General features: G+C 57.8%; 20 protein-coding genes. 7 read left to right on the top strand and 13 right to left on the bottom strand.

Annotated elements, in window-relative coordinates:
* Positions 1-212: 212 nt before the first annotated feature.
* Positions 213-1,724 carry a Do family serine endopeptidase gene (locus LOC70_RS06335; RefSeq protein WP_230252603.1) on the bottom strand — a complete coding sequence of 504 codons (1,512 nt, stop codon included), beginning with the start codon at positions 1,722-1,724 and terminating at the stop codon, positions 213-215.
* Positions 1,725-2,471: 747 nt separating this feature from the next.
* On the opposite strand from LOC70_RS06335, the gene glgC reads away from it, so the two are divergent.
* Together glgC and LOC70_RS06325 are read left to right on the top strand one after the other, a co-directional pair.
* A complete protein-coding gene (glgC, locus tag LOC70_RS06330) occupies positions 2,472-3,752 on the top strand; it encodes a glucose-1-phosphate adenylyltransferase (RefSeq protein ID WP_230252602.1) in 1,281 nt (426 codons plus the stop codon).
* Between the two features lie 50 nt (positions 3,753-3,802).
* Entirely contained in the window at positions 3,803-4,768 is a 966-nt protein-coding gene (locus tag LOC70_RS06325) for a GGDEF domain-containing protein (RefSeq protein ID WP_230252601.1), read from the top strand.
* An 8-nt stretch (positions 4,769-4,776) separates the two neighbouring features.
* On the opposite strand, the gene LOC70_RS06320 is transcribed toward LOC70_RS06325, so the two are convergent.
* Positions 4,777-5,712 (bottom strand): N-acetylglucosamine-6-phosphate deacetylase, encoded by a 936-nt coding sequence (locus LOC70_RS06320; protein ID WP_230252599.1) that lies wholly within the window; start codon positions 5,710-5,712, stop codon positions 4,777-4,779.
* Positions 5,709-6,476 (bottom strand): glucosamine-6-phosphate deaminase, encoded by a 768-nt coding sequence (locus LOC70_RS06315; RefSeq protein WP_230252613.1) that lies wholly within the window; start codon positions 6,474-6,476, stop codon positions 5,709-5,711. Before LOC70_RS06315 ends, LOC70_RS06320 begins: the two co-directional genes overlap by 4 nt.
* A gap of 124 nt (positions 6,477-6,600) precedes the next feature.
* Between LOC70_RS06315 and LOC70_RS06310 the strand changes: the two genes are divergently transcribed.
* Positions 6,601-7,866, top strand: a complete 1,266-nt coding sequence (locus LOC70_RS06310; RefSeq protein WP_230252597.1) for an NRAMP family divalent metal transporter — start codon at positions 6,601-6,603, stop codon at positions 7,864-7,866.
* Here the strand turns inward: LOC70_RS06310 and LOC70_RS06305 are convergent.
* The 6 genes from LOC70_RS06305 to fliP form a co-directional block, all read right to left on the bottom strand.
* Positions 7,850-9,202: a hypothetical protein gene (locus LOC70_RS06305; protein WP_230252595.1), complete on the bottom strand. Its 1,353-nt coding sequence runs from the start codon at positions 9,200-9,202 to the stop codon at positions 7,850-7,852. The genes LOC70_RS06310 and LOC70_RS06305 overlap by 17 nt on opposite strands.
* A gap of 178 nt (positions 9,203-9,380) precedes the next feature.
* The gene (locus LOC70_RS06300; RefSeq protein WP_230252593.1) at positions 9,381-9,863 is read right to left on the bottom strand and encodes a hypothetical protein; all 483 of its coding nucleotides are present in this window, start codon (positions 9,861-9,863) and stop codon (positions 9,381-9,383) included.
* A 134-nt stretch (positions 9,864-9,997) separates the two neighbouring features.
* The gene (locus LOC70_RS06295) at positions 9,998-11,080 is read right to left on the bottom strand and encodes an EscU/YscU/HrcU family type III secretion system export apparatus switch protein (protein WP_230252591.1); all 1,083 of its coding nucleotides are present in this window, start codon (positions 11,078-11,080) and stop codon (positions 9,998-10,000) included.
* Positions 11,073-11,867, bottom strand: a complete 795-nt coding sequence (locus LOC70_RS06290) for a flagellar biosynthetic protein FliR (protein WP_230252589.1) — start codon at positions 11,865-11,867, stop codon at positions 11,073-11,075. The genes LOC70_RS06295 and LOC70_RS06290 overlap by 8 nt, the downstream gene beginning before the upstream one ends.
* Positions 11,868-11,869: 2 nt before the next feature.
* Positions 11,870-12,136, bottom strand: coding sequence for a flagellar biosynthesis protein FliQ (gene fliQ / locus LOC70_RS06285; protein WP_230252587.1), 267 nt, complete (start codon positions 12,134-12,136; stop codon positions 11,870-11,872).
* Between the two features lie 3 nt (positions 12,137-12,139).
* Positions 12,140-13,036: a flagellar type III secretion system pore protein FliP gene (fliP, locus tag LOC70_RS06280; protein WP_230252612.1), complete on the bottom strand. Its 897-nt coding sequence runs from the start codon at positions 13,034-13,036 to the stop codon at positions 12,140-12,142.
* 505 nt (positions 13,037-13,541) lie between these two features.
* Between fliP and LOC70_RS06275 the strand changes: the two genes are divergently transcribed.
* The gene (locus tag LOC70_RS06275) at positions 13,542-14,963 is read left to right on the top strand and encodes an EF-hand domain-containing protein (protein ID WP_230252585.1); all 1,422 of its coding nucleotides are present in this window, start codon (positions 13,542-13,544) and stop codon (positions 14,961-14,963) included.
* A 53-nt stretch (positions 14,964-15,016) separates the two neighbouring features.
* On the opposite strand, the gene LOC70_RS06270 is transcribed toward LOC70_RS06275, so the two are convergent.
* Positions 15,017-15,679: a PilZ domain-containing protein gene (locus LOC70_RS06270; RefSeq protein ID WP_230252583.1), complete on the bottom strand. Its 663-nt coding sequence runs from the start codon at positions 15,677-15,679 to the stop codon at positions 15,017-15,019.
* Between the two features lie 364 nt (positions 15,680-16,043).
* On the opposite strand from LOC70_RS06270, the gene LOC70_RS06265 reads away from it, so the two are divergent.
* The gene (locus tag LOC70_RS06265) at positions 16,044-18,062 is read left to right on the top strand and encodes a hypothetical protein (RefSeq protein WP_230252581.1); all 2,019 of its coding nucleotides are present in this window, start codon (positions 16,044-16,046) and stop codon (positions 18,060-18,062) included.
* 4 nt (positions 18,063-18,066) lie between these two features.
* Positions 18,067-19,377: a polysaccharide biosynthesis/export family protein gene (locus LOC70_RS06260; protein ID WP_230252579.1), complete on the top strand. Its 1,311-nt coding sequence runs from the start codon at positions 18,067-18,069 to the stop codon at positions 19,375-19,377.
* Positions 19,378-19,489: 112 nt separating this feature from the next.
* On the opposite strand, the gene LOC70_RS06255 is transcribed toward LOC70_RS06260, so the two are convergent.
* From LOC70_RS06255 to LOC70_RS06245, 3 genes are all read right to left on the bottom strand, one after another.
* Positions 19,490-19,987 (bottom strand): carboxypeptidase-like regulatory domain-containing protein, encoded by a 498-nt coding sequence (locus LOC70_RS06255; protein ID WP_230252577.1) that lies wholly within the window; start codon positions 19,985-19,987, stop codon positions 19,490-19,492.
* A 61-nt stretch (positions 19,988-20,048) separates the two neighbouring features.
* A complete protein-coding gene (locus tag LOC70_RS06250) occupies positions 20,049-21,044 on the bottom strand; it encodes a DUF1559 family PulG-like putative transporter (RefSeq protein WP_390889004.1) in 996 nt (331 codons plus the stop codon).
* Between the two features lie 381 nt (positions 21,045-21,425).
* Positions 21,426-22,601 carry a linear amide C-N hydrolase gene (locus LOC70_RS06245; protein WP_230252575.1) on the bottom strand — a complete coding sequence of 392 codons (1,176 nt, stop codon included), beginning with the start codon at positions 22,599-22,601 and terminating at the stop codon, positions 21,426-21,428.
* A gap of 404 nt (positions 22,602-23,005) precedes the next feature.
* On the opposite strand from LOC70_RS06245, the gene LOC70_RS06240 reads away from it, so the two are divergent.
* On the top strand, positions 23,006-24,808 hold the full coding sequence (locus LOC70_RS06240; protein ID WP_230252574.1) for a BBP7 family outer membrane beta-barrel protein: 1,803 nt from the start codon (positions 23,006-23,008) through the stop codon (positions 24,806-24,808).
* Positions 24,809-25,178: the final 370 nt, after the last annotated feature.

Genomic DNA, 25,178 nt, shown 5'->3' with positions numbered 1-25,178 from the left:
GCCAACGACGCCCTTGCGAATCGGATTCAATTCCCCATGAACAGGGCTTGGTCGGTGGCAAGCACCGACTGGGGTTGCCAGCTTCGCTGGGCAAACCAAAAACGGGCCGGCGTCGGTTGCCGGCCCGTTAAGGTTTTCACGTGTTGAGTTTTTCGCTCGGCGAACTCAACCGCTGACGTTTTCAACGGTCAGGGTGAGTCATCCGATTCCGCTCACTGCAGCGGAACGATCATTCGCGTGTTTCCGCGTCGAACGATCAATCGCAGCGGAACGTTTTGGCGTTTCGCTTCGGTGATGACCGCCTGCAACTGTTGCACAGACCCAACCATGTTGCCGCCCGCACTTTCGATCACATCGCCTGCTTGCAAACCGGATTCAGCCGCGATCCCGCCGTCGTCGACGCTGATCACGATCAATCCTGACTCAACGCCGTTGTAACCGTACTTGCGAGCGGTTTCCGGCGTGATGGGTTCCAGCTCAGCTCCCAGAGCGTTGCCACCGTTGAACATCGCCATGGCTTCGCTGGTGCGTTCTTGCAAATTGACGGTCTTGTTCAATGTCTCGCCATCACGGTTGATGACCATCGACACGCTCGCACCCGGTGGTCGGCTGGCGATGTAGTTCACCAATTGCGAACTGCTACCCACTTTCTTGCCATCCACGCTGACGACGACATCGCCAGGTTGCAAATTCGCGTTGGCGGCGGGTTGTTGATCCAGGACACCTTGGATCAACGCACCATCGTTGACCTTCAATCCCATCTCTTCAACCAATTCTGGCGTTACGTCGCGAACCTGAGCTCCCAAGAACCCACGGCGGACTTGGCCGTACTCGATGATCGACGTCAGCACGGGACGAGCCAACGAAACCGGAATGGCAAATCCGATCCCAGCACTGGCTCCGCTGCGAGACAGAATCGCCGTATTGATGCCGACCAATTCGCCTCGCAAATTAACCAACGGACCACCGGAGTTACCCGGGTTGATCGCAGCATCAGTCTGCAGGAAGTCCTCGAACCCATTGCCATTGTTCACGATTCGGCGGTTGCGGTTCTTGCCGCTGATGATTCCCGCGGTCACCGTTTGGTCCAATCCAAAGGGACTGCCGATGGCCAGCACCCAATCGCCGACTTGGATCGCATCCGAATCGCCGAACGCGATGGCTTGCAAGTTGTCGGCTTCGATCTTCAAAACAGCCAAATCCGTTTCGGGGTCTGTGCCCACGACATCGGCCAACACACGCCGGTCGTCACTCAATTCGACGTAGACTTCATCGGCGTCTTCGACCACGTGATTGTTGGTCAGGATATAGCCGTCATTGCGAACGATGACACCGCTGCCTTGGCCTTCACGTGCGGGCGTCTGACGCTGGCCGCGTGAATCTTCGCGAAAGAAATCTTCAAATCCGGGCGGCAATTGGTTCCGCAAACCAGGCGGCAGTTGGCGGCTGACCGGCTGAGCTTTGATCTTCGAGCTGATGCTGACCACGCTAGGCCGCATCGCGTCGGCGACCGTTCGGAACGATGCCGACAAATCTTGTGCCGTGTTCAGTCCCTGACCGGGATCGATGGCAGAGGCGCGGGTGTCCGTTTGATCCGCCAACGCATCCGACTGCATCCCGTCCGGCAGACTCACCACGACGGCTGTGGTCAGCGTGGCCAACCACAGGGTTCCCATGGCCAAACTGACTCGCTTCCATTGGTTTTGCATCGTGAGATTTTGCATACTGAAATTTTTCATTGTGATCGCACGCATTGTGAGGCGTTTCTCCTGGAGAATTTGTCGGGTGGGTGATGGTTCGCTCGCGGCAAGCCAAAGTCAACGCGATCGCCGGCGGAAGGCTTCGGAAGAAGTTCCACGACGAAGCCACATTCGCGAAAAGCGATGTGAGCCGCAAAATCCGGCTCGCCGTTTTCACGACCCCGTCGAGTCCACCTGGACCAACGATCAACTTGGCGTTGCTTGAGTTAACGCAGCGTCCCCGCGTGGAAGATTCCGGCCCGCGTTTCACGTCCGTGAAACGGATTCGCGTTCCGCACCTTCACGATTGCGACTTGGCAACGATTTCCACGGGGGTGGCTGCTCAGAGGAGGTAATACAGTTGCATTAGCGGGTTTGGTTCAGTGTGAACCGGGGCGTTCTGCAGAATTCTTTTGTGCTGAAATACTCGTCATCCTCCGCGGACCGAACTCAACGCCAACCAGCCACTGCACAGGGGTGGATTCGATCGCGGTGCCACGCACGTCGAACTTGGCACTCGCTGTGCTGCACGTCTTGCCACGCCGACCGAGTTCTTCGTATCCCTTGGCTGAACGGTTCGCCCCCAACGGCCACATCGCCGCATCAAATTCCCTATGAAGGCGATGAGGGAAAACTCGATTCCACTCGACATCGCTGGACCAATTTTGCTAGCATGCAGACAGCGTGTCGCGGGTGCCGGCACGCCACCACAAGGTAGGAAACCACAATCCGATGATGCGACAAACAGTGACGGTGATTCTGGCCGGAGGCCGCGGCTCGCGGCTGGAACCGCTGACCCGTGATCGTGCGAAACCGGCCGTTCCCATCGGAGGTGCCTACCGCATCATCGATTTCGTTCTTAGCAATTGCCTCAACAGCGGTATGCGGCGTCTGCTGTTGCTGACGCAATACAAAGCCCAGTCGTTGGACCGACACATCAATGTTGCTTGGCGAAATTATTTTTGCCGTGAACTGGGCGAATTCATCGACGTTGTCCCGCCTCAACAGCGAATCGATGACAACTGGTACCAAGGCACCGCCGACGCCGTCTACCAAAACATCTATGCGATCGAACGCGAGGCCCCCGAGTACGTGGTCATTTTGGCTGGCGACCACCTCTACAAAATGAATTACGAGTCGATGGTGAACTTTCACCATCGCAAGGGAGCGGACGTGACCGTGGGTGCGTTGCGAGTTCGCCGTGACGAAGCCCGCCAATTTGGCGTCATGCAGGTCGACACCGACAACCGGTTGGTCGAATTCCAGGAAAAACCCGAAAATCCCCGCCCAACGCTGGACGACCCCGATGTCTGCTTGGCGTCCATGGGAATTTATGTGTTCAACACGCGATTCCTCTTTGAACGCTTGTGTGACGACGCGACTCAGCATGACAGCGCTCACGACTTCGGCAAAAACATCATTCCCGGTGCGATCGAGGACAGCCAAGTTTTCGCGTTCCCCTTCGTCGACGAAAACCACAAACGTGAAGCTTATTGGCGAGACGTGGGTACTCTGGACGCCTACTACGAAGCCAACATGGATTTGGTGGGAGTCGACCCGCAACTCAACCTGTACGACCGGCAGTGGCCCATCCGTTCGTTCCAACCGCAACTTCCGCCGCCAAAATTTGTGTTCGGTAGCGAAGGCCGATCGACGCGGCGTGGCGAAGCGTTGGATTCGATCGTATGCCAAGGCGCGATCATCAGCGGTGGTTGCGTACGCCGCAGCGTGATCGGGGCGGGATGTCGCATCAACAGTTACGCTCAGGTCGAAGACAGCATCCTGTTCGACGATGTAAATGTGGGTCGACATAGCCGAATACGTCGAGCAATCATCGATAAAGGTGTTCACATCCCACCGGAAACGGAAATTGGATATGATTTGGCGATGGATCGGGCTCGAGGCCTGACGATCACCGACAGCGGATTGGTGGTTATCGCTCGAGGCGAAATGATTGCTCCTCCGGTTAACGGAAATCGAGCGAACGACCCGACGTCCAGCCTGACTTCCTGACTCACGCCGGCGGCACCGTCGTTGGTTCCTTCTAACCATTCAGATGTGCCGTGAACCCGTCTTTGATTGCCGCTGGCCTATTCTTCGCCGCGGTCCTGGTTGCCATCGGGTACATCATTGGCCGCCGACGCCGCAAACCCATCGCGTCGATCCCGGAAGGCCCCATCATTCAAGAAGACGAGCGGCAACGCATGTTGGGACTGCTCGAAGGTCTTTCTCGTTGGGCCAGTGAATACTCGGGCAACGTTTCGAATTACCAAAGCGAGCTGGGTGAAATCAGCGATGCGATGCGGATCAGCATCCAACAATCGCGAGCGGACTCACGCGGCAACCGTGACAACTCCGCTCAGCAAGCCGCCGATGCTCGGATGGTGACGCTGATCAACCAAATCATGTCCACCAACACGGAACTGCAAGTCCGTTTGGAAGCCGCCGAAAAGCAACTCGAAGAACAAACCGAACAGATTCAATCTTATCTGACGGAAGCACGCACGGACGGGCTCACAGGACTGTTCAATCGCCGCGCCTTCGACCAGAAGCTGGATGAAACTTTTGGCCACTACCGCTCGGGCGGACGACTGTTCACGTTGATCCTGATCGACATTGATCACTTCAAGATGATCAACGACACCCACGGTCACCCCGTGGGCGATGTCGTGCTGCAGCAAATCGCCACACGACTTGGCAATGGAATGCAGGAAGCCGAAATGGTGGCGCGTTTCGGCGGAGAAGAATTCGCGATCATCACGACGCTGCCCATTCGCGCCGCGGCCGACAAGATGAACAAACTACGAGATCGCATTGCCAACGATCCCATCTCCGTCGGCACCGCTGAATTACAAGTCACGCTGAGCGTCGGTCTGAGCCAACCCGGTGACGATTTGGTGATCGGCCCGTTGGTGCGACGTGCGGACGAAGCCCTTTACTCGGCGAAAAACATGGGACGCAATCGGGTGTACTACAACGACGGCAACGGAGCCCAATTGTTTGGGGCTCCCGAAGTCATCCGCAATTGATCGCTTGATCAACAAGCCGCCAGCAAGCCAGCCGGATTGATTCGCGTCCACTGATCGATTCGTCGAGCGTCCATTCCCAGCTCGGATTGCAATTTGCCAACCATCGCCTGCACCGGAGTAGCACACCCGGCGAAGTGAGTCCGGCATGCCGCCCATGCCGCGCCGTCTTCGTCGACGTGAACGTCTTGTCCCGCCAGGTGATAAGTCCCCGGCCCCAACCCCGCTGCACTGATCGCATCGCTGACGATCACCACGTTCCCATCCGGGACACAGTTCAGATAATTTCTCAGTGCCATCATCGGAATGTGAAAACCATCGGCGATGAAACTGATGCTCAACCGCTCGGCACGTGACAACACACGCTGGATGATATTGTCATGCCGCGGGATATCCGGCGGACAGGCGTTCCCCAGGTGCGTGAACATTTTCAAGCCGTTGTCGATGGCGGTGTCCAATTCTGACAACGATGCATTGGTGTGACCCGCCGCGACGATGATGCCTTGATCACTCAACCAACGCGTCACGGCCCCCGAACGGTCTTGTTCAGGAGCCAGCGTCAGCAAACGCACCCGTCCGCGTCCAGCTTCCACCAACCTTTCCGCATCGGATCGATTGGCCTCGCGAATTGCGGTCGGCGGATGAGCACCGACGTAGCCATTGACCGGCGATAGAAACGGTCCCTCGACGTGAATACCGGAGATCACGCCGGCAATCTCTGAATCGGATTCCGCCGCATCAGCCAACCGAGAGATCCGCGTGATCATCGCATCCAACGAATCCGTGATCACAGTCGCAAGACAGCTATCAACATGGTCGTTGCGCATGGCATCGCATGCTTGGCGAACTTGCTCGGTGCTCAACGAATCCGCATTGAAGTCGACTCCAGCGTAGCCGTTGACCTGCAAATCGACGTAGCGAGCCGTCTTTGAACTCTGCGAGCTCAACTTGCCGACTCCATTGAATTTCGAACGTCGCGGTCAAGTTCCGCTGATGAGGCGATGTCGATGATCAAGGTCGCATTGGGATGTGTGTGCAGTGCCGACGCGGGAACCATCGGGTCATTGAACGACGAAAGCGTTCTCGCCACGGCCTCGGCCTTCTGTGCGTCAGGCACGGAGCAGAAAATCTCCCGGGATTTGAGGATCTGCTGCACCGACATGCTGATCGCGTGCGTTGGCACTTCGTCCATGCTGGGGAACCATCCCTCGCCGACTTGTTGCTGGCGGCATCGTTTGTCCAATTCCACCAGCAAATACGGCTCCTGGGTCGTCAGATCCGCAGGCGGATCGTTGAAGGCCAAGTGAGCATTCTCGCCGATTCCGACCAGTGACACATCGATTCGTGTTTCTCGCAGCAATTCGCCGACCCGCTGCATCGTTTCTTTCGCGTCCTCGTCACCGCGAAGGTAGTGGAAAGCCCCCGGTGTAACCTTGTCCACGAATCGCTCGCGGAGATAGCGGCAGAACGATGCCGGATGGTCCGGTGAAACGCCCACGTATTCGTCCAAGTGGAAACCAGTGACTTGGCTCCAATCGATTCCCGGCTGTTCCGCCAGGGACGCCAACACTTCGAACTGCGAAGCACCGGTTGCCACGACCAAATTGGCATGACCGAACTCTTCTTGGGCTTTCCGTATCGATTCGGCGGCGTTTCGGCCTACCCAGAGCCCCATTTCAAATCGGTCAGCGGCTAGGATCTTATTCAACATGGCGGTCGCGTCATCGGCGGCTAACAATTTGATCAATCATTGACAAGGCTTCATTGTGACACAGCCAGTGCGAACAAACGAGAGTGGTTGGAGACGATATCGCCGAATTGGTCCCGCAATCGTTGTGGCAGCGGTCGTGTTGGGGCCTGGAAGCATTGTCAGCGCCAGCCGTGTCGCGTGCGGCGAGGGTTTTGACCTGCTGTGGATCGTGCCACTGGCGGGATTGCTGATGATTGGAATGACCGCCGCCGCGATGACGATTGGCGTGTGCAAGGAACGAACCCTGTGTGGTTTGGTGGCGGACCGTTTTGGGCGACGGGCCGCGTGGTTGGTGGGCACCGCGTTGCTGATCGCCATCACGCTGTTCCAAGCGTCCAACAACAATGCGATGTGGATGGCGGTGATGGGTTTTCGAGGCCAAGACGCGACGGCCGCGGATTCCAATTTAACGCGAGCGTTGGGACTGTTGCTTTTCAATGGTGCCATCATCGCACTGGTCTGGCTCGGTCGCCGCGATCTTTATCGCTGGATTGAGAAAGCCATGGCGTTCTTGGTCGGAGCCATGGTGCTGTCGTTCGGCGCCAGCATGTTCGCTTCCAATCCCGACTGGGCCGACGTGTTCAGCGGATTGATTCCGTCGCTCGGATCCGAAACGGCCGCCAACCTTTCACAAACGGATTCCATTGCAAATCAAGACGACGCGTCGATCGCTTGGATGAGCATGGCCGCACTTGTCGCAACCACGTTCTCGGTGGCAGGTGCGTTTTATCAGTCTTACCAGGTCAAAGAGAAAGGTTGGAATCGAAACAACCTGAAGACCGGTTTTTTGGACGTGTTCGTTGGCATCTCATCGCTGGCGTTGATCACCGCGATGATCTACATCACCGCGGCCAGCGCGCTGCATGAAAAGATCGCTCCGGAGGAACTGACCGATGCGTCCGTGGTCGCGTTGTCGTTGGAACCCCTGTTCGGATCATGGGCTCGCACCGTTTTTTCCATTGGGATCTTCGCCGGTGCCGCCAGTTCGTTTCTGGTCAATGCGTTGATCGGCGGCGTGGTGTTCTGCGACGCGATCGACGTGCCCTGTCAAGTCTCCTCCGCCCCCGTTCGCCGAGCGACCATTGTGACACTGTTGGCCGGATGGGCCGTCGCCAGTGTCGCGGCACTGACCGGAGTGGACCTGGTCAGCTTCATTGTCATCGCTCAATCGCTGACCGTGCTCTGCTTCCCACTGCTGGGCGCCGTCATCGTATGGCAACTGCACGGACTCAGCCGTGACGAAGCCGGCTTGCCCGTGCGTGTGCTTGCGTGGACCGGACTGATCGTTGTCATCGCTTTGTCGATTCGCACGCTCAGCAGTCTGATCGCCAGAATCAATGAATGGCTGTAGCCAATCGCTGTGCGATTCGCGACTGCTGATCCGGTGTGATCCAGCGCAGGTCCAATGCGATTCCGTCGTCCGAGGGTTCGGCCAACAAACAGGTGTCGCCGCTTCGCAAACGTTCGGCCAACACAGAGGGGCTGGTCGTGTTGGTGGTCAGCAAGACTTGGCGTGAAGGCAACGTGTCGTTGCCACCAAATCTTCGAGCGGGTTCCTGAGTGATCCGAGTCGAGGTGACTCCGTCCAAACCATTCAATTGCGTGGCCAAACGTTCGGCTCGGTCCTGCAAATTTTCCTCGCTCGCGGCCATCAGACGATCCACGGGCAAACCGCCATCGCGAGCCAACGCGACCGCGGCGTTGACCATGGCGGACATCGCGGCGGGGGCCTCCGCCAAGGACGCACGACCATCAGACAACAGGCTTTGCATCCATTCCGTCCGCCCGACCCAAACTCCCAAAGCCGGTGTGCCCGTCATCACGCCGCCACCAAGCAACACCGCGTCGGCACCTTGTTTCAGTTCCGTCACGACGTTGCCCATCGCAACCGATTCGATGCCCATCCACCTTGCGGTGGGCATCACCACCACATCCGCCACTCCCAATTCACGTCGATCGGCGGGAGCAATCCGACAGCAAGCTTTGGCCAAGCGAACGATCGTATGGCAGCGACGCGATCGGCCTTCGCCGCCCGAATCAGATGCCAAAGATGATCCAATCACATTCACCAAATCAGCCGTGGTGGCACCACTGGCCGAACCAAATTCGCGAATGGTTCCTCGCGTGGTGGCATGCAAATGGTCCGCCAGACAAGCCGAACCTTCGCTTCCGTCCCACTGGGTGCAGCAACGTGGCACCAACACGCGTGAACCTCGACGTCCCATTTGCCCCAGCAACGACAATCCGATGTCGAACGAACTGACCACCATCGCTTGCAACTCAACACCGCAGGCTTCGCTCAGGTTTTTTTCCGTCGGTTGGGTGATCCGTTGATCGCCAGGAATGACGCAATCACCGGTCAAGTACGGTGCGGCGGACGCCAACACCGATGGATCAACCGCGACACCACTGCCCAATGCGTGCAGCAGGTTTCCTGACGCGTTGATCAAAGATTGAGGCGGTCGGACGTTCGCCGTTCCCATCCATGCGTCACGCCAGGGCGCCGCGCTGGTCTCGGCCTGTTTCAACAACGCATCGACCTTTTCGCGAGCGACGCGAGGCAGTTCTTCCACCAACTTGGAAGCCTGGTCCTTCAAGGCTTGAGCGGTTTCCGGATCCGTCGCTTGCCGAGCCAGATCCGACACACCTCGACGCAACAAATCCACGGTCCAAGGAGGCAAGGCCATCGCAGAGAATTTCCCAAAGAGAACTCAAGAAGACAAACATCGTCTCCTTCATCATCCTCGGGCGACATCGCTCTCGCAAGGAACGAAATGCGGATTTGGCGGTTGCGAAGCACGACCTGCCATGCGAACCGTGAGTCCCTCAGCGGGCGTTGACCGCCGGAACAAAATCCACCGTCGGTCAGGGACGATCCAGTCCCAAGAAGTCGTTCACATTGGCAACGCGTTCTTCGGGACCAGAGGCCGCCTTGGGTGCTCCGAACAACGATCCGAAGAAACCGGGTGATTCCGGCTCAGCGGTCTTGGGAGCGGTTGTGTTGCCCGCGAACATGTTCATGGGGTTCAACCGAGCCGGATTGAATGTCTCTTTCGTTCGCTGCCACGATTTGGACGCGGTGGTTTTGACATCCGTGAACAAGCTGTCTTTTCGCTGAACGATTCGATCTTGGTCTTCGTTGGGGACCAAGAAGGCCGGCAGACGGAACTTAGGTGCCGACGGCATCTTCCAGTTCGTTGGGTTCAGTGTCTGAGCCGCCTTGGTGAAGACGCCGGGTTCGGCATCCTGTGCCGAAACGTTCGTGCTCAAGCAAACTTGAGACGCGGCCAACAAGACAACCATGACGGTGATTCGGTGCACCCAAGGTGCAAAGTCTAAACGGGGCATCCAAAACGCTCCACGCATATCGTTGATGAAATTCACTGGAGGTTTTGCTATCGCTTTTCCAAACCAAGCGTCGCAACCCCAGTTTCGAAATTCGCGAACAAACAACTCAAAATGTTCGATCATGTGGCGCCGGGTCATGCCGCGGTCGCTTGCGGAATCTTCTTGCCCTGCATCTGATAGACGTAACGCAGAATCTCAGCGACGGCTTGATACTGTTCCGCGGGCACTTCATCGCCGACTTCGACCAACTTGTACAACGCCTGAGCGAGCTCCTTGCGTTCCACCACAGGAATTCCGTTTTCCAACGCCAGTCGACGGATGCGTTGAGCGATCATTCCGGCTCCCTTGGCCACCACAATCGGAGCGGGCATCGTCAGCGGATCGTATTTGATTGCGATGGCCAGCTCCGTTGGATTGCTTGCCACCACATCGGCCTTGGGGACTTCCGTTGCCAATTGCCCCATCGCGAGTTGACGTGCGACTTGCCGGCGGCGAGCGGCAACTTGCGGGTCCGCTTCGGTGTCTTTCAATTCGTCGCGAACTTCTTGGTCCGTCATCATCAAGTCTTGTTCGGTCTTCCACCACTGATAGACGTATTCCAGCAAAGCCAAAACAAACAAACCGCAGCCGATCCATAACGACACGCCGAACAACGTGTCGAACATCGACTTGGCCAATTGCGGGACTGAAAGCGACGCCATCGTGACGACGCTTTCGTGGTGAGCTCGCAGTGCTAAAAATGCGATTCCCGCAATGATGCCAACCTTGAAAATCCCAAACGTCAAACGCATCACGCCCTGCAACGACAAAATGCGTTTGGCACCGGACAACGGACTGATGTTGCTCAGCTTCGGTACCAACCGATCGGTGGAAAACAACAGTCCCGTTTGAAAGAGATTGATCAACACGCCGCCGACGAACATCAATCCCATCAACGGAATTGCGGCCATCGCCAATCGCTGTGCCAGTTGCAGCATGTACTGCGTGGCGTCTTGCGTGGTCATGGGAGCCGAACGCGTTTGCCCCAGTGCGTTTTCGATCCCACCGGCCAGGTAGGCCGCGGTGTTGCCACCGATCACGTACAACGCACCGATGGCGGCCAAGAGCAACGTGGCGGAGGTCAAGTCTTGGCTCTTCGCGACTTGCCCCTTTTCTCTCGCCTGACGCCGTTTGCGTTCTGACGCTGAGTGCTTCTTATCTCCACCTGCGTCAGACATCGTTGGTCGTCCACAAGGAGGACAAGCGTTCGACGTTGGCGGTCAGGTCTTCTTGAAAAAGCCACGCCACCGAGCCGATTGTCAGCGCCGTCACCACCAACATCGCCAACGCGTTGATCGACAACCCAATCGCCAGGACGTTGATTTGCGGCAAGGTGCGGCTGATCAAACCGGTCACCAGGTTCGCCAGCAGCAACGCGGCGATCACGGGGCCAGCCACACGCACACCGCTGGCCATCGAATTGCCCATCACCACGATCACGGCGTCCATCATGGAATCGGAAAATTGCACATTGCCGGGTGGGATGTGTTCAAAGCTTTCGACCAACAACTTCAACACGACGCGGTGGGCTCCGGTGATCAACATCACGCAAGTCACCAACATTCCCACCATGCGAGCCAACGCGGGCATGCTGCTGGACGTCGCGGGGTCGACCGCGTCACCAAGTTGCATCCCGCCGGTGCTGGTGATGGCTTCGCCGGCCAACTGCAATCCTGTAATGACCATTTGAGTGGTCGCACCGATCAACATCCCGATCAAGGCTTCTCGACCGATTGCCACCGCCAACTCGGGTAGGTTTTCAATCGTTGGCATCGACGGGTGAGTGCACTGTTCGGCCAGCGTCGGCATCAGGATGGCGGTCAGCGAAATGGCCAGCAACGCACGAACTCGTTTCGGTACACCCACGCCGATGGCTGGCATCGCCATCAGCAGCATTCCCAATCGAGTCAGCACCAACGTCCCCAGCACGAGGTGCTGAAAGATCCAATCGACCAATGCCTGCATGGTCACAACCCGCCCGCGTCTTCAAACACATGTCGAGTGAATTCGACCATTCGTGTCATCAACCAAGGCAAGCACGCGATCAACACCGCCGCCATGGCGATCAGCTTGGGCACGAAAGACACCGTTTGGTCTTGGATCTGAGTCAACGCTTGGATCAAACCAATTACCAAACCAGCCAACATGCCAACGGCCAACATGGGCAACGCAAGCACCACCGCAGCCAACAAAGCTTCGCGAACGAGATCGATTGCATCGGAAGATTCAAACATGCGCTAACCCATCGTTCCAAAGCTGTTCATGAGCATCTCCACCACCAATCGCCATCCATCGACCAAAACAAACAGCAACAACTTGAATGGCAAAGCGATCACGGCCGGAGGCAGCATCAACATCCCCATCGAAATCGTGACGCTGGCAACCACCAAGTCCACGATCAAAAACGGCAGGTAAATTTGAAACCCCATCAAGAAAGCGGTTTTCAGTTCGCTCAGAATGAACGCCGGCAACAATACGCGAAGAGGAACATCGTCGAAGGTGCTGGGAATCGCAGCATCCGGATCCATGTACCCGTAAAACAAAACCACGTCGTCTTCGTTGCGTGCTTCGCGAATTTGCCAAGACATAAATTCGCGGACCGGCACGGCGCCGCGTTCAAATGCTTCCTCCAAAGTCATCTCGACTTCGGGGTCGGTGTAAGGCTGGATGGCATCGTCGTAAACTCGCGTCCAAACCGGCATCATCACGAACAGGGTCATGAACAAAGCAACGCTGGTCATGACTTGGCTGGGAGGCAGTGACTGCAACCCGATCGCTTGTCGCAACAACCCCAGCACGATGATGATTCGCACATAACAGGTGGTCATCAGCAGAATCGCAGGTGCCAGCGACAACACGGTCAACAGCAACATGACCTGCAAACTGCCGCTCAAACCTTCCGGGCTGGTCCATTGCTCTGGCCCACCGGCGAGAAAGTCCAGCGGTTCGCGATCACTGGGCGGCGTCTCTTCTAAATTTTCGGGCCCACCAAACGATTGGATGGGTTGCTGCGCCGCAGCGTCCGAACCCGGCGTGGTGGGTTGATTGGGCAGAGCGGCATCGGGCCGTACGATGCTGGGAGCCCCGCTTGGTGCGGCCGTCGATCCGGGAGCATTTTGGGCTTGCGCGGTCAGGGAATTGCCGATCAAGACCACCCAAACAGCGAACGCCGAAATGCGCCATGGGCTCCATCGTCGGTTGGCAATTTTGCACGCGTGATCCGATTCACCGGCATCAGTGAAAACGAGGCTCGTCGGGCAAAATTGTCGGGCAAACACAGCCAAAACCGCGGGAGTTTCGTTGATTTGAGGTCCGGCCGAGCGGCTTGCTCGACCGTTGGAAGCCGCGACTTTAGGAAAAATTGGCGTTTCGGCGGAAGTCAGATTTTGGGGCGGCTCGCGTGTCCCCGGGGGTCAGGCATCCCGGCGTCGCACAGTGGGCCGAGTCGACTCGTGGAGCGAAACTTTTGGGGTGTCGCAGGGTTCCAAGGAATAGACAAATGCGAATTCGGCTGGCCGGTTTAGAATGGACTGGCCCGAAACGCACTTGGACTGGGTTTTCCAGCCGCAAAGGATTCCAAGCAAACGACCTGCGACGGCTCGAGAAACGCGACTCCTTTTCTTATCAACTGATCGACTCATGCAATCCGCTTCGCTCTCGCACCCACTGTTGACCTGCATTCGAGGCCTCACCGTCCTCGTTTTGGTTGGTTTGATGTCGTCGACCGCGATGGGCCAGCCGCCGTTTGGCGGCCGGGGTGGGCCTCCCGGTGGTGGCTTTGGCGGGCCTCCCGGAGGTTTCGGACGCGGCGGAGACGACCGCCGTGGTGACGATGACCGACGCGGAGGAGATCGCCGTGGTGGTGATGATCGCCGCGGGGGCGACGACCGGCGTGGCGGAGACGATCGTCGTGGGAGAGGCGGGTTCGACCCCAGCAGCATGCTTCAGCGATTGGACCGCAACGGAAATGGCATTTTGGATCCGGACGAGCAACAAGGTCCGGCCAACTTTTTGATTCAACGCATGGCTTCGTCCGATTCCAGCATCAAAGTTGGCTCGCCGATCCCGTTGTCCAAATTCACCAAAGCCTTCGAAAAAATGCGTGAGGAACGCGAGGGCGGATCCGACCGTGGACGCGACGACGATCGACGTCGCGACAGCCGTGATACTGACGACATGGAACTGGAAATGCTGGTGCCCGGTTTCGGTTTGGAAGACGAGCCCGTGTTGATTCCCGGGTTTGGCCCAGCCGCCGCGATGATGACCACGCCAACAACCGAAGACGATCGCAAAACCGCCCGAGAAGTGATTTCGCGTTACGACCGCAACAAAAACGGGCAACTGGATTCAGACGAAATTTCCAGCCGCTTTTGGGGCAACCCGATGGACTTCGATAGCAACGGCGATGGACGACTGTCTGAGATGGAATTGGCGTCTCGGCAAGCCTATCGCCGCACCAACGAAGAGGATCGCCGTGACCGAGGTCGAGACGATGACCGACGCCGGCGCGATGATGACCGTGAATACGTCGAAGTCGACTTCGGTGGGCGCAAGTCCTACCGCATGTACGATGCTTCCGGTTCGCCTGAAGGTTTGCCCAGTTTTTACTCAGCACGGGATCTGAACCGCGACGGTCAGGTTTCGATGAACGAGTACACCAGCGATTGGAATGACGACCGCATCGAAGAGTACTATCGCTGGGACCAAAACAAGGACGGCGTGATCACCATCGCGGAAGTCCGCCAAGGTGTCGACAACGGTGCGGAAGCCACGGCGGCTCCGGTGGGACGGGCTGCATCCGGTTCATCCATGTCCGCGTCGTCGAAACCAAGCTCTTCAAGCTCGTCCAAGTCACAAGTCCAAGGGCCCCCGCCGTCCGAAAAGCAGTTGAGCTACGCGGAGCGGATCATCAAACGCTATGACACCAACAACGACGGTGCACTGACCGCGACCGAGTGGAAGTCCATGCTGCTCAGCCCCGCCGGAGCGGACTTCAATGGCGACGGCCGAGTCACCATTCAAGAATACGCTCAACAAATGTCCAACCGGTCCAAACGTTGATGAGATGACGCGAGCCAGCATGATCTCGTCCGCGTACGAGACCGACCTGTTGGCTAGACCAAAATTTGGTTCAGCTCGTCGTTGATCGATCGAGCCGAACGAAGGTTTTGGAAGACACAACCGCATTCGCAGCGACCGTCCTCGGAGTGACGCAGCCATACCACGCTGACGGTGCCGCTGACGCCGGACGGTGTGGTCACCAGCAATCGTTCCGAGGGTTCAATTTGGCCGATCATGGTCATTCGCATTCCGGATGCGGAGCAATCTTCCAGCACGGCATCGGTGACTTCGTCTTTGCCATGCGCACGTCGAAGTTGCACTGGCATGCCGACCTGCATGCGTTCTTCTTCGCGGCGGGTGATCAACCCCGCGTCCACCATTTGATCAATCAACGTTGGTTCGATCCCACGGCGAAATCGGAATCCGAAAGTGTTTGATCCCACGGAGGTCTGTTGATTCCAACACAGACGACCGGCCAATTCCAAATCGATCCCCAAAGACGGTGCATGGATCCTCAACACCGCAATGGTGACATTGGAATCCTCGCCCAATTTCGCTCGCACGGCGCAGCCACCCTGGCTGAGATCCGCCAATTGGCAACTGTATTCCTTCACCACGTCGTCCCGAAGAATCACCACTTCGGCACGCAATTGATCTCCGTTCTTCGCATAGAAACGGTCATTCGCACGGTTCTGGCTGGATACGTCTTGGGTCATGGATGCAATCAGAGGGAGGTTTGTCAAACACAGGGTGACAGTTCAAAACCGACGTCTCAAAACCGATGTTCGTTGCGGTTCAAAATCGACGTCCGCTGCGGGCTACATTTGTCTCGGAATGCCTGCCGGTTTTGCTTGGCTGTTCGTTCGCTTCTTTCAGTGCACTTTTGGTTGTGAAACACTACGTCATGAACCCCCCCGGGGTGGGACAAATCATCGACTTCGTGAACTTGTAACGATTTTGCCGCTTGTCCCACCGCTGCAACTGTTGTGAAGCGAACGGGAGGCAGAATCATCACAATCGGAACGGGGGAGGACCCGATGACCTCAGTGTCGAACATCATCCCGCTGTTGGTCGAAATCCATGCTGTGTCCTCGCCGAAGCCGCCTTGCCCCCGCCAACGCCCGCGATCCGCGCGGACGGCAGGGTCGTCGGCAACTGATTGCCATACTCGGGCTGACGCCGCTGACTTGGTTTCCAATCGCCGTTTGTTCGCTGATGTTGGATCCGGTCGAAACCCAAGCTCAACAACCGCGAATCAACCATTTCGCGGTCCCGAATTCGGCCGCCGCCACGCAGAATCTCGCAACGAGGGCTGAATCACGACGCGATACCGCCACCGCACAATTGATGACGCCAATGGCGAGTGTTTCAGTTGCACCAGAGACGCGCGACTCAGACGACCAGGCAACGAACCAGCCATCGCCGCACCACTTCGTGACGGAACCGGCGGGCTTTCCTATGGATGCGATTGCGCCACCAGCGTTTTCGTTCGACAAGCCCACGCAGCCTGCGGACCACCTGCCCGCTCCGGTTGGCCCGAACGCCAGCAATTTTGAAGCGTTCCTGCCTCCTGCGTTCTCAGCACCATCGCGAGAAACGATGGTCGACCACGTGCCGCACATCGCGATGCGTCCAAACGCTCCGATGATTCCTCTGAACGAGCGTGCTGGTGAGTCCTTGTCGCAGCACGGGCCCCCATCGCAGAGTCCCCCCTCGCCAAAGAACGCCCCTTCATCACGAATGGATGCCGCCTCGACGCCACGGCCCAAGCGTTTACCAGCCGCTGCGCCGGAGCAATCGGAAAAGCACAGCCAGCAAGTGCTTGAAACCATCCAACAAGAACGTCGTCGATCGATTGCTTTGTCGGAACGTCGACGAGCCGAACAAGCCAAGGCTCGCGTGGCTCCACCCGAGGCCACATCGGGAATGTACTTGGCCACCCAAACCGCGACCTCAAAATTGTCTGACGCTTGGACGCATTTTCAGCGGGCCGAAGTGGAGTACAGCACCGGCGCCTACGCCTCGGCGGAAGCTTCGGCGTGGCAAACGTTGCAATTGGCCGCCGAGGCCATCGACTTGCACGAGCATCACACCCGATCGCGAGCCGCCATCAACACGGATCACGAACTGCCGCCCTCTCGGGCCACTTCCGCGGTTCAGCAACTTCATTCCGGTCGCGACGCTCTGACCGAAGCGCAAGACTTCGTCGGTCCGTATGCCACGGAAGATCCTCAATCCATCGCACGCTTGGCTCGTTCGCATCGCACCGCGGTGGTTCGCCAGGGACTGCCTCGCAAAAAGGCGGCGAGCTTCAACGCCTCGGTTCCATCGGCCGCTCCCTCGAAAGATCGGCTGAGTCTGTACGCCGACATGTCGCTCGAACAAACCGAGTCGATAGTCGCTTCCATTCCAACTTCGACGGAAGCCATCGACCGCTACCTGGATCTGGCCCGGATGGAACTCAGCGACGTTGCTTCGCGAAGTCTGCTGGCGGCCCAGGCCATGGACCTGTTGGCCGCGATTCGATTGGGACGCAACGAAGCCACCCAGCTACCCGGCCCCTCGGCGATTTGTTTGCGTCGTGCGGCGGTGCAGGGGCAAAGCAATCATCCCGACTTGGTCGCGAAACTTGGATTTCATCTGGCCGAAGTGGGATTGATCGAGGAAGCCACTTGGGCGCTGCGTCACTCGCTTTCTCTGCGACACGATCCTGCGGTTCTGAACAAACTGAATCAATTGGAAAGTCGCTCGCCCAACGCTTCGACGGTTCTGAAAAGCATGCCGATGGCGAATCACACGCCTACGCGTCGCACACCCGACGTGATCGCGATGCAACCGGAGCAATTCGCGAACATTTCCCGCAGCGTCATCCCGGCTCCTTCAGCCACCACGCAGAATGCTGCCGCGACCGCCGCCGCAACCGCTCGCACCACGATGGTGTCCGGTTCAACGTCGCGACAAGCCACCCCGGCAACCTATCGGATGCCAGCTCGCAGCGAAACCGATGTCACCGCCGAGAGCACGCCCGCAGACTCCACCGAGTCTCGTTCTCCGCGAATGGGATCTCGCTTCTTGCCCCAATTGAAAAAGTGGTGGTGAGACCATGCAAAATCGCAACATCAACGCTCCAAACCGAATTCGCAAACTTCGCAGCATCATTACCATGTTGCCGGTGGTGTTTGCGTGCCTCACCGGGAATGTGTCCGCGCAGTGGCAATCAGGTGAGTTGCTGACATCGGCCGGGCAAACGCACTCGGCGGCAACGGTCACCAGCGGTCGGCCGGTCGCTGCATCTCAATTCGGCTCGCAAGCCGCGTGCGGCCCTTGCGGTTCCTGCGGCACGCACATGGTCTTGACCGCCGAGGGCTACGGTTGCCCCAAATGCATGTTGGGCGTCGATTGCAACACCGCCTGCGGCAGTGAAGCTCGCTGGCAAGACATGAAGCCGATGGACTTCGACAAGTACGGTCCGGGCGGCTACACGGGACCGGCTCGCCTGCGTCATTTGGCTCGCTATCACGTTCGTCCGGGCGACCAATTGCAAATGGTCTATTTGGTCACACGTCGGCAAGATGCGGGGCAGTATCGATTGATGCCGGGGGATCAGGTTTCGATCGAATCCATCGCGGACGAAGACCTGGATCGCGGGTCACTGGAAAGCGGGTTGCTGATCCAACCCGACGGAACGATCACCGTGCGATTGCTGGGACAAGTGCAGGCCGCGGGGCTGACCGTGACCGGGCTTCGTGATTTGTTGGAACGAGAATACAAGGCGTTCTACGACGATCCCGCGATCGACGTGACTCCCGTTCGCACCAACACCTTGGCGGAAGACATCCGTGCCGCGGTGGGCGGATTGGGCGGTTTCACCGCGCAAGCCATCACCACCACGGTGATGCCCGATGGCCACGTGCGTTTGCCAGGCATCGGACAAGTCAGCGTGCAAGGGTTCACGCTGGAACAACTCAAACGCGAAGTGAATTTGCGTTACGCCGAGGTTGTCGTTGGGTTGGAGGTCGAACCGATTCTCACTCAGCAAGCTCCTCACTTCGTGTACGTTCTCGGACGGGTTGGAACGCCTGGTCGACAAGAGGTCACCACGCCCACAACGGTTCTGGGTGCCATCGCCGCGGCGGGCGGACATTTACCCGAAGGCAACCTGCGTCAGGTCGTCGTGTTCCGGCGTGCCGAAGATTGGCGAATGATCAGCACCATGCTGGATCTCAACGGTGCCGTGCGAGGCAAACGACCGACGCCCGCGGATGAGATTTGGGTGCGTGACGGAGACGTGATCATCGTGCCCGACCGCCCGATCACCGTGTTTGGCGACTTCGTGCGTCAAGTCTTCACCGAAGGCATCTACGGAATCGTGCCTTTCGGCGGCATTTCGTTCACCAGCGAAACGATCAACTGATCGATTGAAGCCGACAACGCACGAAAAAACCGATGGGAGCTGACCTCGGTGCTTGGAAGAACACCGAAACCAACGCCCATCGGCTGCTGGATTCCTTCGCGATGCGTTGCTGCTAGAGAGCAGAACCGTCGGACTTCAATGCGAAGTCATAGACGACTTGTCCAGCGGACACAGTAGCTTTGATCTGGGAATCTTCGTTGTAAGCGGCGGGGATCTTTTCGTTCGGATCCCGCGTTTTCTTTTTGCGGCGACGTGGCGCATCGTCATCGTCGTCAGCGCCTTCGGTATCCACTTCGCCCGTGGAAGCCGTCGTGCTGATGCGAACGATTTTCTCCCCCGGGGGCACGCCCATCACTTCACTATTGAATTTCATTTCATAGTGGCCTTCGGAGTCGGTGGTTCCATAGGCGAAGGTCGTGTCAGGAGCGACGAATTGCACGACGGCTCCTTCAACAGGTTGCCCGTCCAACGTGACCGTTCCCGTGATAGGAACCAATCCGATGGATGCATAATCCGCTTGGGCGCTGGGGCCGCATCCAGTCATGGAGACGACACTGGTCGCGGCGATCGAAAACACCGCGATCATGTTCAGAATGTTTTTCATTGACATGGTTTTCTTGTTCAAAGTGTGAATAGCAAGACATTCGATCTGACGGGACTGTGAATCGCGATCAGAGTTCTTCGATGATCTCGCCACCGTTGCGCGAACCGAGTGCGTCGTAGACGTCTTCCGCCAACGACTCGGTCAAGAACGAAACCGACCCGTCGCAACGCAAGAAGTGGGCTCCACCGATGTGGTAACTTCCGAATGAAAGCTCCATCAGACGACCGCTCATCAACGGTGCACGGATGACGGCGTTGACGGGAGTGATCGTCACACCGGCCACTTCGGAGAATTCCGTCCCGCCGGTTCCGCCGTCACATCGGCACGGGTCGGTTTGAGGAGCACCGATGTACCAGTAATCCATCCCCTGCCCGTCTTTGACAAACTTTGGATTGTTGTAGCTCTCACCAACCATGATTGTGTTGGATGTTCCGTCCAAAATGTCGCGGAACTTGGTCTTGCTACAGGCGTAGAAAATCCCGTCTTGATCCAAGCTCTCCAACGAAATCGTGTCGGGCAGAGCGGTGCTGGTGTCGTCAGACGTCGCCAGCGTTCCGGCCACGCCGCGGTAGCTACCGGGAACACGCTGAGGAATACCGTTGTAATCCATGTGTAACGGCAGCGCCATGCTGGGACAACGATAGGTTGGGATCACCGTTTCGCAGGCTTCTTCGTTGGGGCCGTCGTCGGCTCCCCAGTTGCCCAGACCGGACTCTTGAAAGATCAGGGTTTGGTACAGAGCGGATTGTTCGATTTGCGGCAGGATGTGGCCGCTCCAAGTCATCCCGCGTTGATCCCAACCGTAGGGGAACACGCGAAACGTATCATGGTAAACATGCAAACCGAGACCGATTTGCTTCATGTTGTTGCTGCACTGCATGCGTCGAGCGGCTTCGCGAGCCGACTGAACGGCGGGCAGCAATAGACCAACAAGCACGCCGATGATGGCGATCACGACCAACAACTCAACCAATGTGAATGCGTTGCGAGCGGCGGTCGATCGGGAGATTTCCGGGCGGCGGGAGGAGGTCAGGCGACACCGAGGGGTCGTCAGGAGGGTCATTCGTTTTTCCAGCAGATTGTGTGGGTAGATGGCGACGGTCAGAGAATTCAACAAAGGACCGTCGTCGTTCGATGGGCGGCGTTCTACAGACACAAAATGAAGAAACAGCGAAGCTCACAATGAAGATCCCATGAACCGAAATGAGCACCCAGGAGCTTCCAACCAACGTCAAAACTAGGGGGCTGAACGCAACGTTCTGGATCGCTTGCGTGTCCGCGATCTTCACAATTCACAGCACCCCCTCCACCTAGCCGTTCCAGTTGGCTCGAAAGATTTTCCCGGAAACTTTGTTGCTGTTCACGAAACTCGCCGTGAAACGTCCGATCGAACGCCAAATTGGACGGCGATGCCCACCGAGCGACGTCCGATTCACACCCAAGTTCAGGGTGCGACCGGCTGTGGATAGAACTTCGAGGGGTAATCCAGCAACAATTGCTTGATCATCATTTGTGGCAGACTGGGGGTCACAAAGTGATCAAACGCATGGTTCACAATCCGCTGGTTATCTTCCGACGACACGGGCCGCAGGTGTTCTCGCACGTCACCCTCCAAGTTGTTGTCGATATCGATCCCAACCGGAGTGCTATCATTACCGAACTGCAGGTCGTCCAAATCGATCCATCGCACCGAAGTGGCGGACTGGGTGCGAAAATGAATTTGCCGCTCCGCAGGGAAGTAGATCAGATTCCACTGCGTCATCGGGCCTTGCGCCACGTTCATCAAACAGCGTTTGGCGAACTCCTTCGGATCCACTTCTTTCTTCGCCGAGTCCGCCATCTCGACCAGCTTCATCCCGCGGCGATAACGCAGCAAACTGCCATCGTCGATGTGAGTCGCTTGGGAATCTTTCCATGACGAATTGGCCAGCACGCAAGCGGCCGTTTTGGGCTCGCCCTCGGAGTCTCGGTAATCGTCTCCGTGACGAATTACCGCTTCGCCGTCAATGAACTCAACGATGGCAACATCACCACTGGGGTCGGTCACGAAATAGTGCACCCTTTCGACCATTGGCAGCATCGGTGTGGGAACGATCGACGAGAGACTGGTTACCACCTCCGCAACCGTCGCCGCCGTGTCCAATTGATACTGCACCCACTGGATCGCGTTGACCGCGTGCAAATCAGGATCGTTCAACAGCTCATTCGGGTCGGGGAAAGCAGCCTCTGGAAGGCGCAGCAGATCCACCGTCAGCCCTTTTTCGTTCATTCCAGCAAACGGGATTTCGCGACCGAATTGGCAAAACGAAACGCTGCCGTACTTGGAGACCCATGTCGCGGGTTTCACGGTTGCCAGCGAAGTTTTCTCGATCCCTCGCAGATTGGTCACCACGTGTGCTTCGCCGAACGGCCAATCGTGATTGCGAGCAATGACCAGTTGCCCGTTGATTCGCAACCGCATCACGGTGCACGCATCGACCCGAGAACCGTCCGAAGGTGTAATCACGCCCAGGCACAGACCGCAAAAAAACAAGCACCACCGCACGCCTGAATTCAGCGGTCGACATTTCCAGCGAAGCGATGATCCTCGTTGCGTTGGCAGAGCGGCTCGGTTCGTCATCAGCTTCCCTCGATGGAGATGGACACGGATAGCGATTTGATTTCGGTCAGCGTTGCCAACCGTCGTGCGGGACGATCGCTGCCCGATGCGACTTCATCCTACCCGCTCGGTGAAGCGAACGACAAACCGTTCCTGCATTGCTGGTACGAACAGCTTGCTCCCGTTGCTGCAGTCGCTCGTGAAACGATGGGTGAAACACGCTGCGATCTAGCAAAGGATATCGCTCACACGATCCACCATCGTTATCGCCGGCCTAACCCGCAAAGTTTGCCAAAACGGCTCAACCGGCACGGTCGTCACATCCGATACCGATTCACATGGCGAAATTTCAGCGTCGTTCCGCCAGGAGCGCGCGTCGCCAGCGTTTCGCGATTCCCCCGACGATTGAAACAAGCGAACCTAACATGAGCTCCCTGATTTGCCGTCGCCTGAACCGGGCCGCAACCCATCGATCCGTGATCCAGCGGCTCGCGTCAAGTTGGTCCTTCAAAAGCGGCGTGGCCTTGCTGGCTTGTTTGGCGAGCAGTCACGCGGACGCACAAGTCCGCACCAAAAAGCCAGATCGCGGAACCTATCAATCACCTCAATTGGGCAACAACGGAGGCGAATCCGTTCGCACGGCAGATTGGTCCAATGATCCATTGGCACCGAGCGAACTGAGCCGCATTCAGATCAGCGAAGTTGGTCACGACGATGTGGATCCGCAAGATTCGACACTCGCCGTCGATGACCAAACCTCTTTGCAACCATTGCACGCCCCCGGCGGATTGCAATTGCGAGCATTGGACGAGACGCCTCGATCAACGGCCCCGCAACTGGTTCGTCCGGTTTCAGGCATGACCGTTGGTTCCGGTGTTGTCACCACAGCCCCGTCGCAGGGCAACGTCCAAATCATCCGTCCATCTCAACCCAGCCACAGCGGCCGAGTGCTTCGCAAGACTTCAGGCAGCGTCACCGTGATGGAGGACCCCATGTTCCTCAACGAAAGCGTGATGGGCCCGGGAGCGATGTCCTTTTCTGGTCCAGGTTGTGGCATGGAAGGTTGCGGCATCGAGGCATGTGGCTGCGGTGTCGAAGCCGGTTGCGGCTTTGAAACAATCGGTTGTGACAGTTGCGGCTACGGAGGCTGCGACGGCATGTGTGGCCCAAGCTGCGATCCATGCGGAGCGATCTGCGTCGATCCCAATCGCTGGTTCGGTTCGGCGGAATTGATGATCATGTTCCGCAAGGGCGATCGTTTGCCGCCTTTGGTCACCACCGACACATCGCCCGACACCGGCTCGCTCGATACGGGAACCGTTCTGGCCGGAGACGACTCCGTGCTGAAAGATGCCACCGCCGGAGGTCGATTGACCCTGGGGTTGTGGTTGGACAATCATCAATGCCGCAGCCTTGTCTTCCGAGGCTGGGTGGCTGGCGACGAGACGTACAGCTTTGGAGCCGATCAACGCAACTTTGACGTGCTGGCCATTCCGTTCTTCAACGTTGCCACCGATTTGGAAGATTCCAACGTGTTGGTCTTTCCCAACGGAACCGGCACGATCAACGGACGCTTCGGCGCCGTCGGCGTGAGTGCCCACAGCGAAGTGCACGGAGCGGACATCTCCATTCGTCAATATTGGCGAGGCGGATTGGGCACCACGTTCGATTTCTTGTACGGCTATCAATACATGCGTTTGGCGGAAGGGCTGAGCATCAACAGCAGCTCCACGTTGACCGAGGGTCCTGACGCGGGCAACTTCATCTCAATTCGTGACTCGTTCGAAGCCGTCAACGAATTCCATGGAGCCCAGTTTGGGTTGGCGGGCCGTTACCGCGAAGGATGCTGGAGCTTCAACTGGTTGGCCAAGGCTGCCTTCGGCAACGTCAGCCGCACCGCGGAACGCCAAGGAAGCACCACCACCGGACCACCGGAAACTCCGCTGGACGGCGGACTGTTCGTCGACGCGGACACGAACCAAGGAACGACGACCAGCGACACGTTCGGATGGGTTCCTGAATTGGACGTGAACCTGGGCTGGCACCGCTTCAACAACTTTGACGTCACGATCGGGTACCACCTCATCGCGATGTCCGATGCGATTCAGGTGTCCGGGATCTTCGATCGCAACATTAACGACAACAACAACGTTCGCCCGGCATCGTCCATGCGAGACGACACGTTCTACATCCAAGGCATCCACTTCGGTCTCAGCTACGTCCGCTAAACCGCCGACGCCGCCCCGTTTGACTCTGCCGCAGAGCAGCTTCTGGGCGGCTCCCAGGACTGCCCCCGTGACAAACCCCATCAGGCTGCCTTGCTCCGGCAACGCAGCCTGCTGGCCTGCGCGGTGCACCGTATCGCAGCCCACAAGGCTGCACACGCACCTTTTTCGCAGCCCACCAGGCTGCACAACCTGTATCGCAGCCTGCCCGGCTGAGCGCCCCGTATTGCAGCCTGCCAGGCTGCAGGCGCACTCGTATCGCAGCCTGCCAGGCTGCCCCCAACCGCAAATTTGCCGACTTGCAGAACGGCAATTAGGATAGGCGGGAGCTTCTCAACTCGTCCCGCGACCCTTCCTTTTTGCCGTCTGACCT

Origin of the sequence: Rhodopirellula halodulae (genome assembly GCF_020966775.1) — a bacterium.
Taxonomy (GTDB): domain Bacteria; phylum Planctomycetota; class Planctomycetia; order Pirellulales; family Pirellulaceae; genus Rhodopirellula; species Rhodopirellula halodulae.
Note: the sequence above shows the minus strand (reverse complement) of the source record. Positions and strands in the feature narration are given on the sequence as shown.

Coding starts and splice junctions, on each gene's coding strand:
- LOC70_RS06335 (WP_230252603.1), bottom strand. CDS start 1,724: ATGCAAAATCTCACGATGCAAAACCAATGGAAGCGAGTCAGTTTGGCC.
- glgC (WP_230252602.1), top strand. CDS start 2,472: ATGATGCGACAAACAGTGACGGTGATTCTGGCCGGAGGCCGCGGCTCG.
- LOC70_RS06315 (WP_230252613.1), bottom strand. CDS start 6,476: ATGTTGAATAAGATCCTAGCCGCTGACCGATTTGAAATGGGGCTCTGG.
- LOC70_RS06305 (WP_230252595.1), bottom strand. CDS start 9,202: ATGGCCTTGCCTCCTTGGACCGTGGATTTGTTGCGTCGAGGTGTGTCG.
- LOC70_RS06300 (WP_230252593.1), bottom strand. CDS start 9,863: ATGCCCCGTTTAGACTTTGCACCTTGGGTGCACCGAATCACCGTCATG.
- LOC70_RS06295 (WP_230252591.1), bottom strand. CDS start 11,080: ATGTCTGACGCAGGTGGAGATAAGAAGCACTCAGCGTCAGAACGCAAA.
- LOC70_RS06290 (WP_230252589.1), bottom strand. CDS start 11,867: ATGCAGGCATTGGTCGATTGGATCTTTCAGCACCTCGTGCTGGGGACG.
- fliQ (WP_230252587.1), bottom strand. CDS start 12,136: ATGTTTGAATCTTCCGATGCAATCGATCTCGTTCGCGAAGCTTTGTTG.
- LOC70_RS06275 (WP_230252585.1), top strand. CDS start 13,542: ATGCAATCCGCTTCGCTCTCGCACCCACTGTTGACCTGCATTCGAGGC.
- LOC70_RS06270 (WP_230252583.1), bottom strand. CDS start 15,679: ATGACCCAAGACGTATCCAGCCAGAACCGTGCGAATGACCGTTTCTAT.
- LOC70_RS06265 (WP_230252581.1), top strand. CDS start 16,044: ATGCTGTGTCCTCGCCGAAGCCGCCTTGCCCCCGCCAACGCCCGCGAT.
- LOC70_RS06260 (WP_230252579.1), top strand. CDS start 18,067: ATGCAAAATCGCAACATCAACGCTCCAAACCGAATTCGCAAACTTCGC.
- LOC70_RS06255 (WP_230252577.1), bottom strand. CDS start 19,987: ATGTCAATGAAAAACATTCTGAACATGATCGCGGTGTTTTCGATCGCC.
- LOC70_RS06250 (WP_390889004.1), bottom strand. CDS start 21,044: ATGACCCTCCTGACGACCCCTCGGTGTCGCCTGACCTCCTCCCGCCGC.
- LOC70_RS06245 (WP_230252575.1), bottom strand. CDS start 22,601: ATGACGAACCGAGCCGCTCTGCCAACGCAACGAGGATCATCGCTTCGC.
- LOC70_RS06240 (WP_230252574.1), top strand. CDS start 23,006: ATGAGCTCCCTGATTTGCCGTCGCCTGAACCGGGCCGCAACCCATCGA.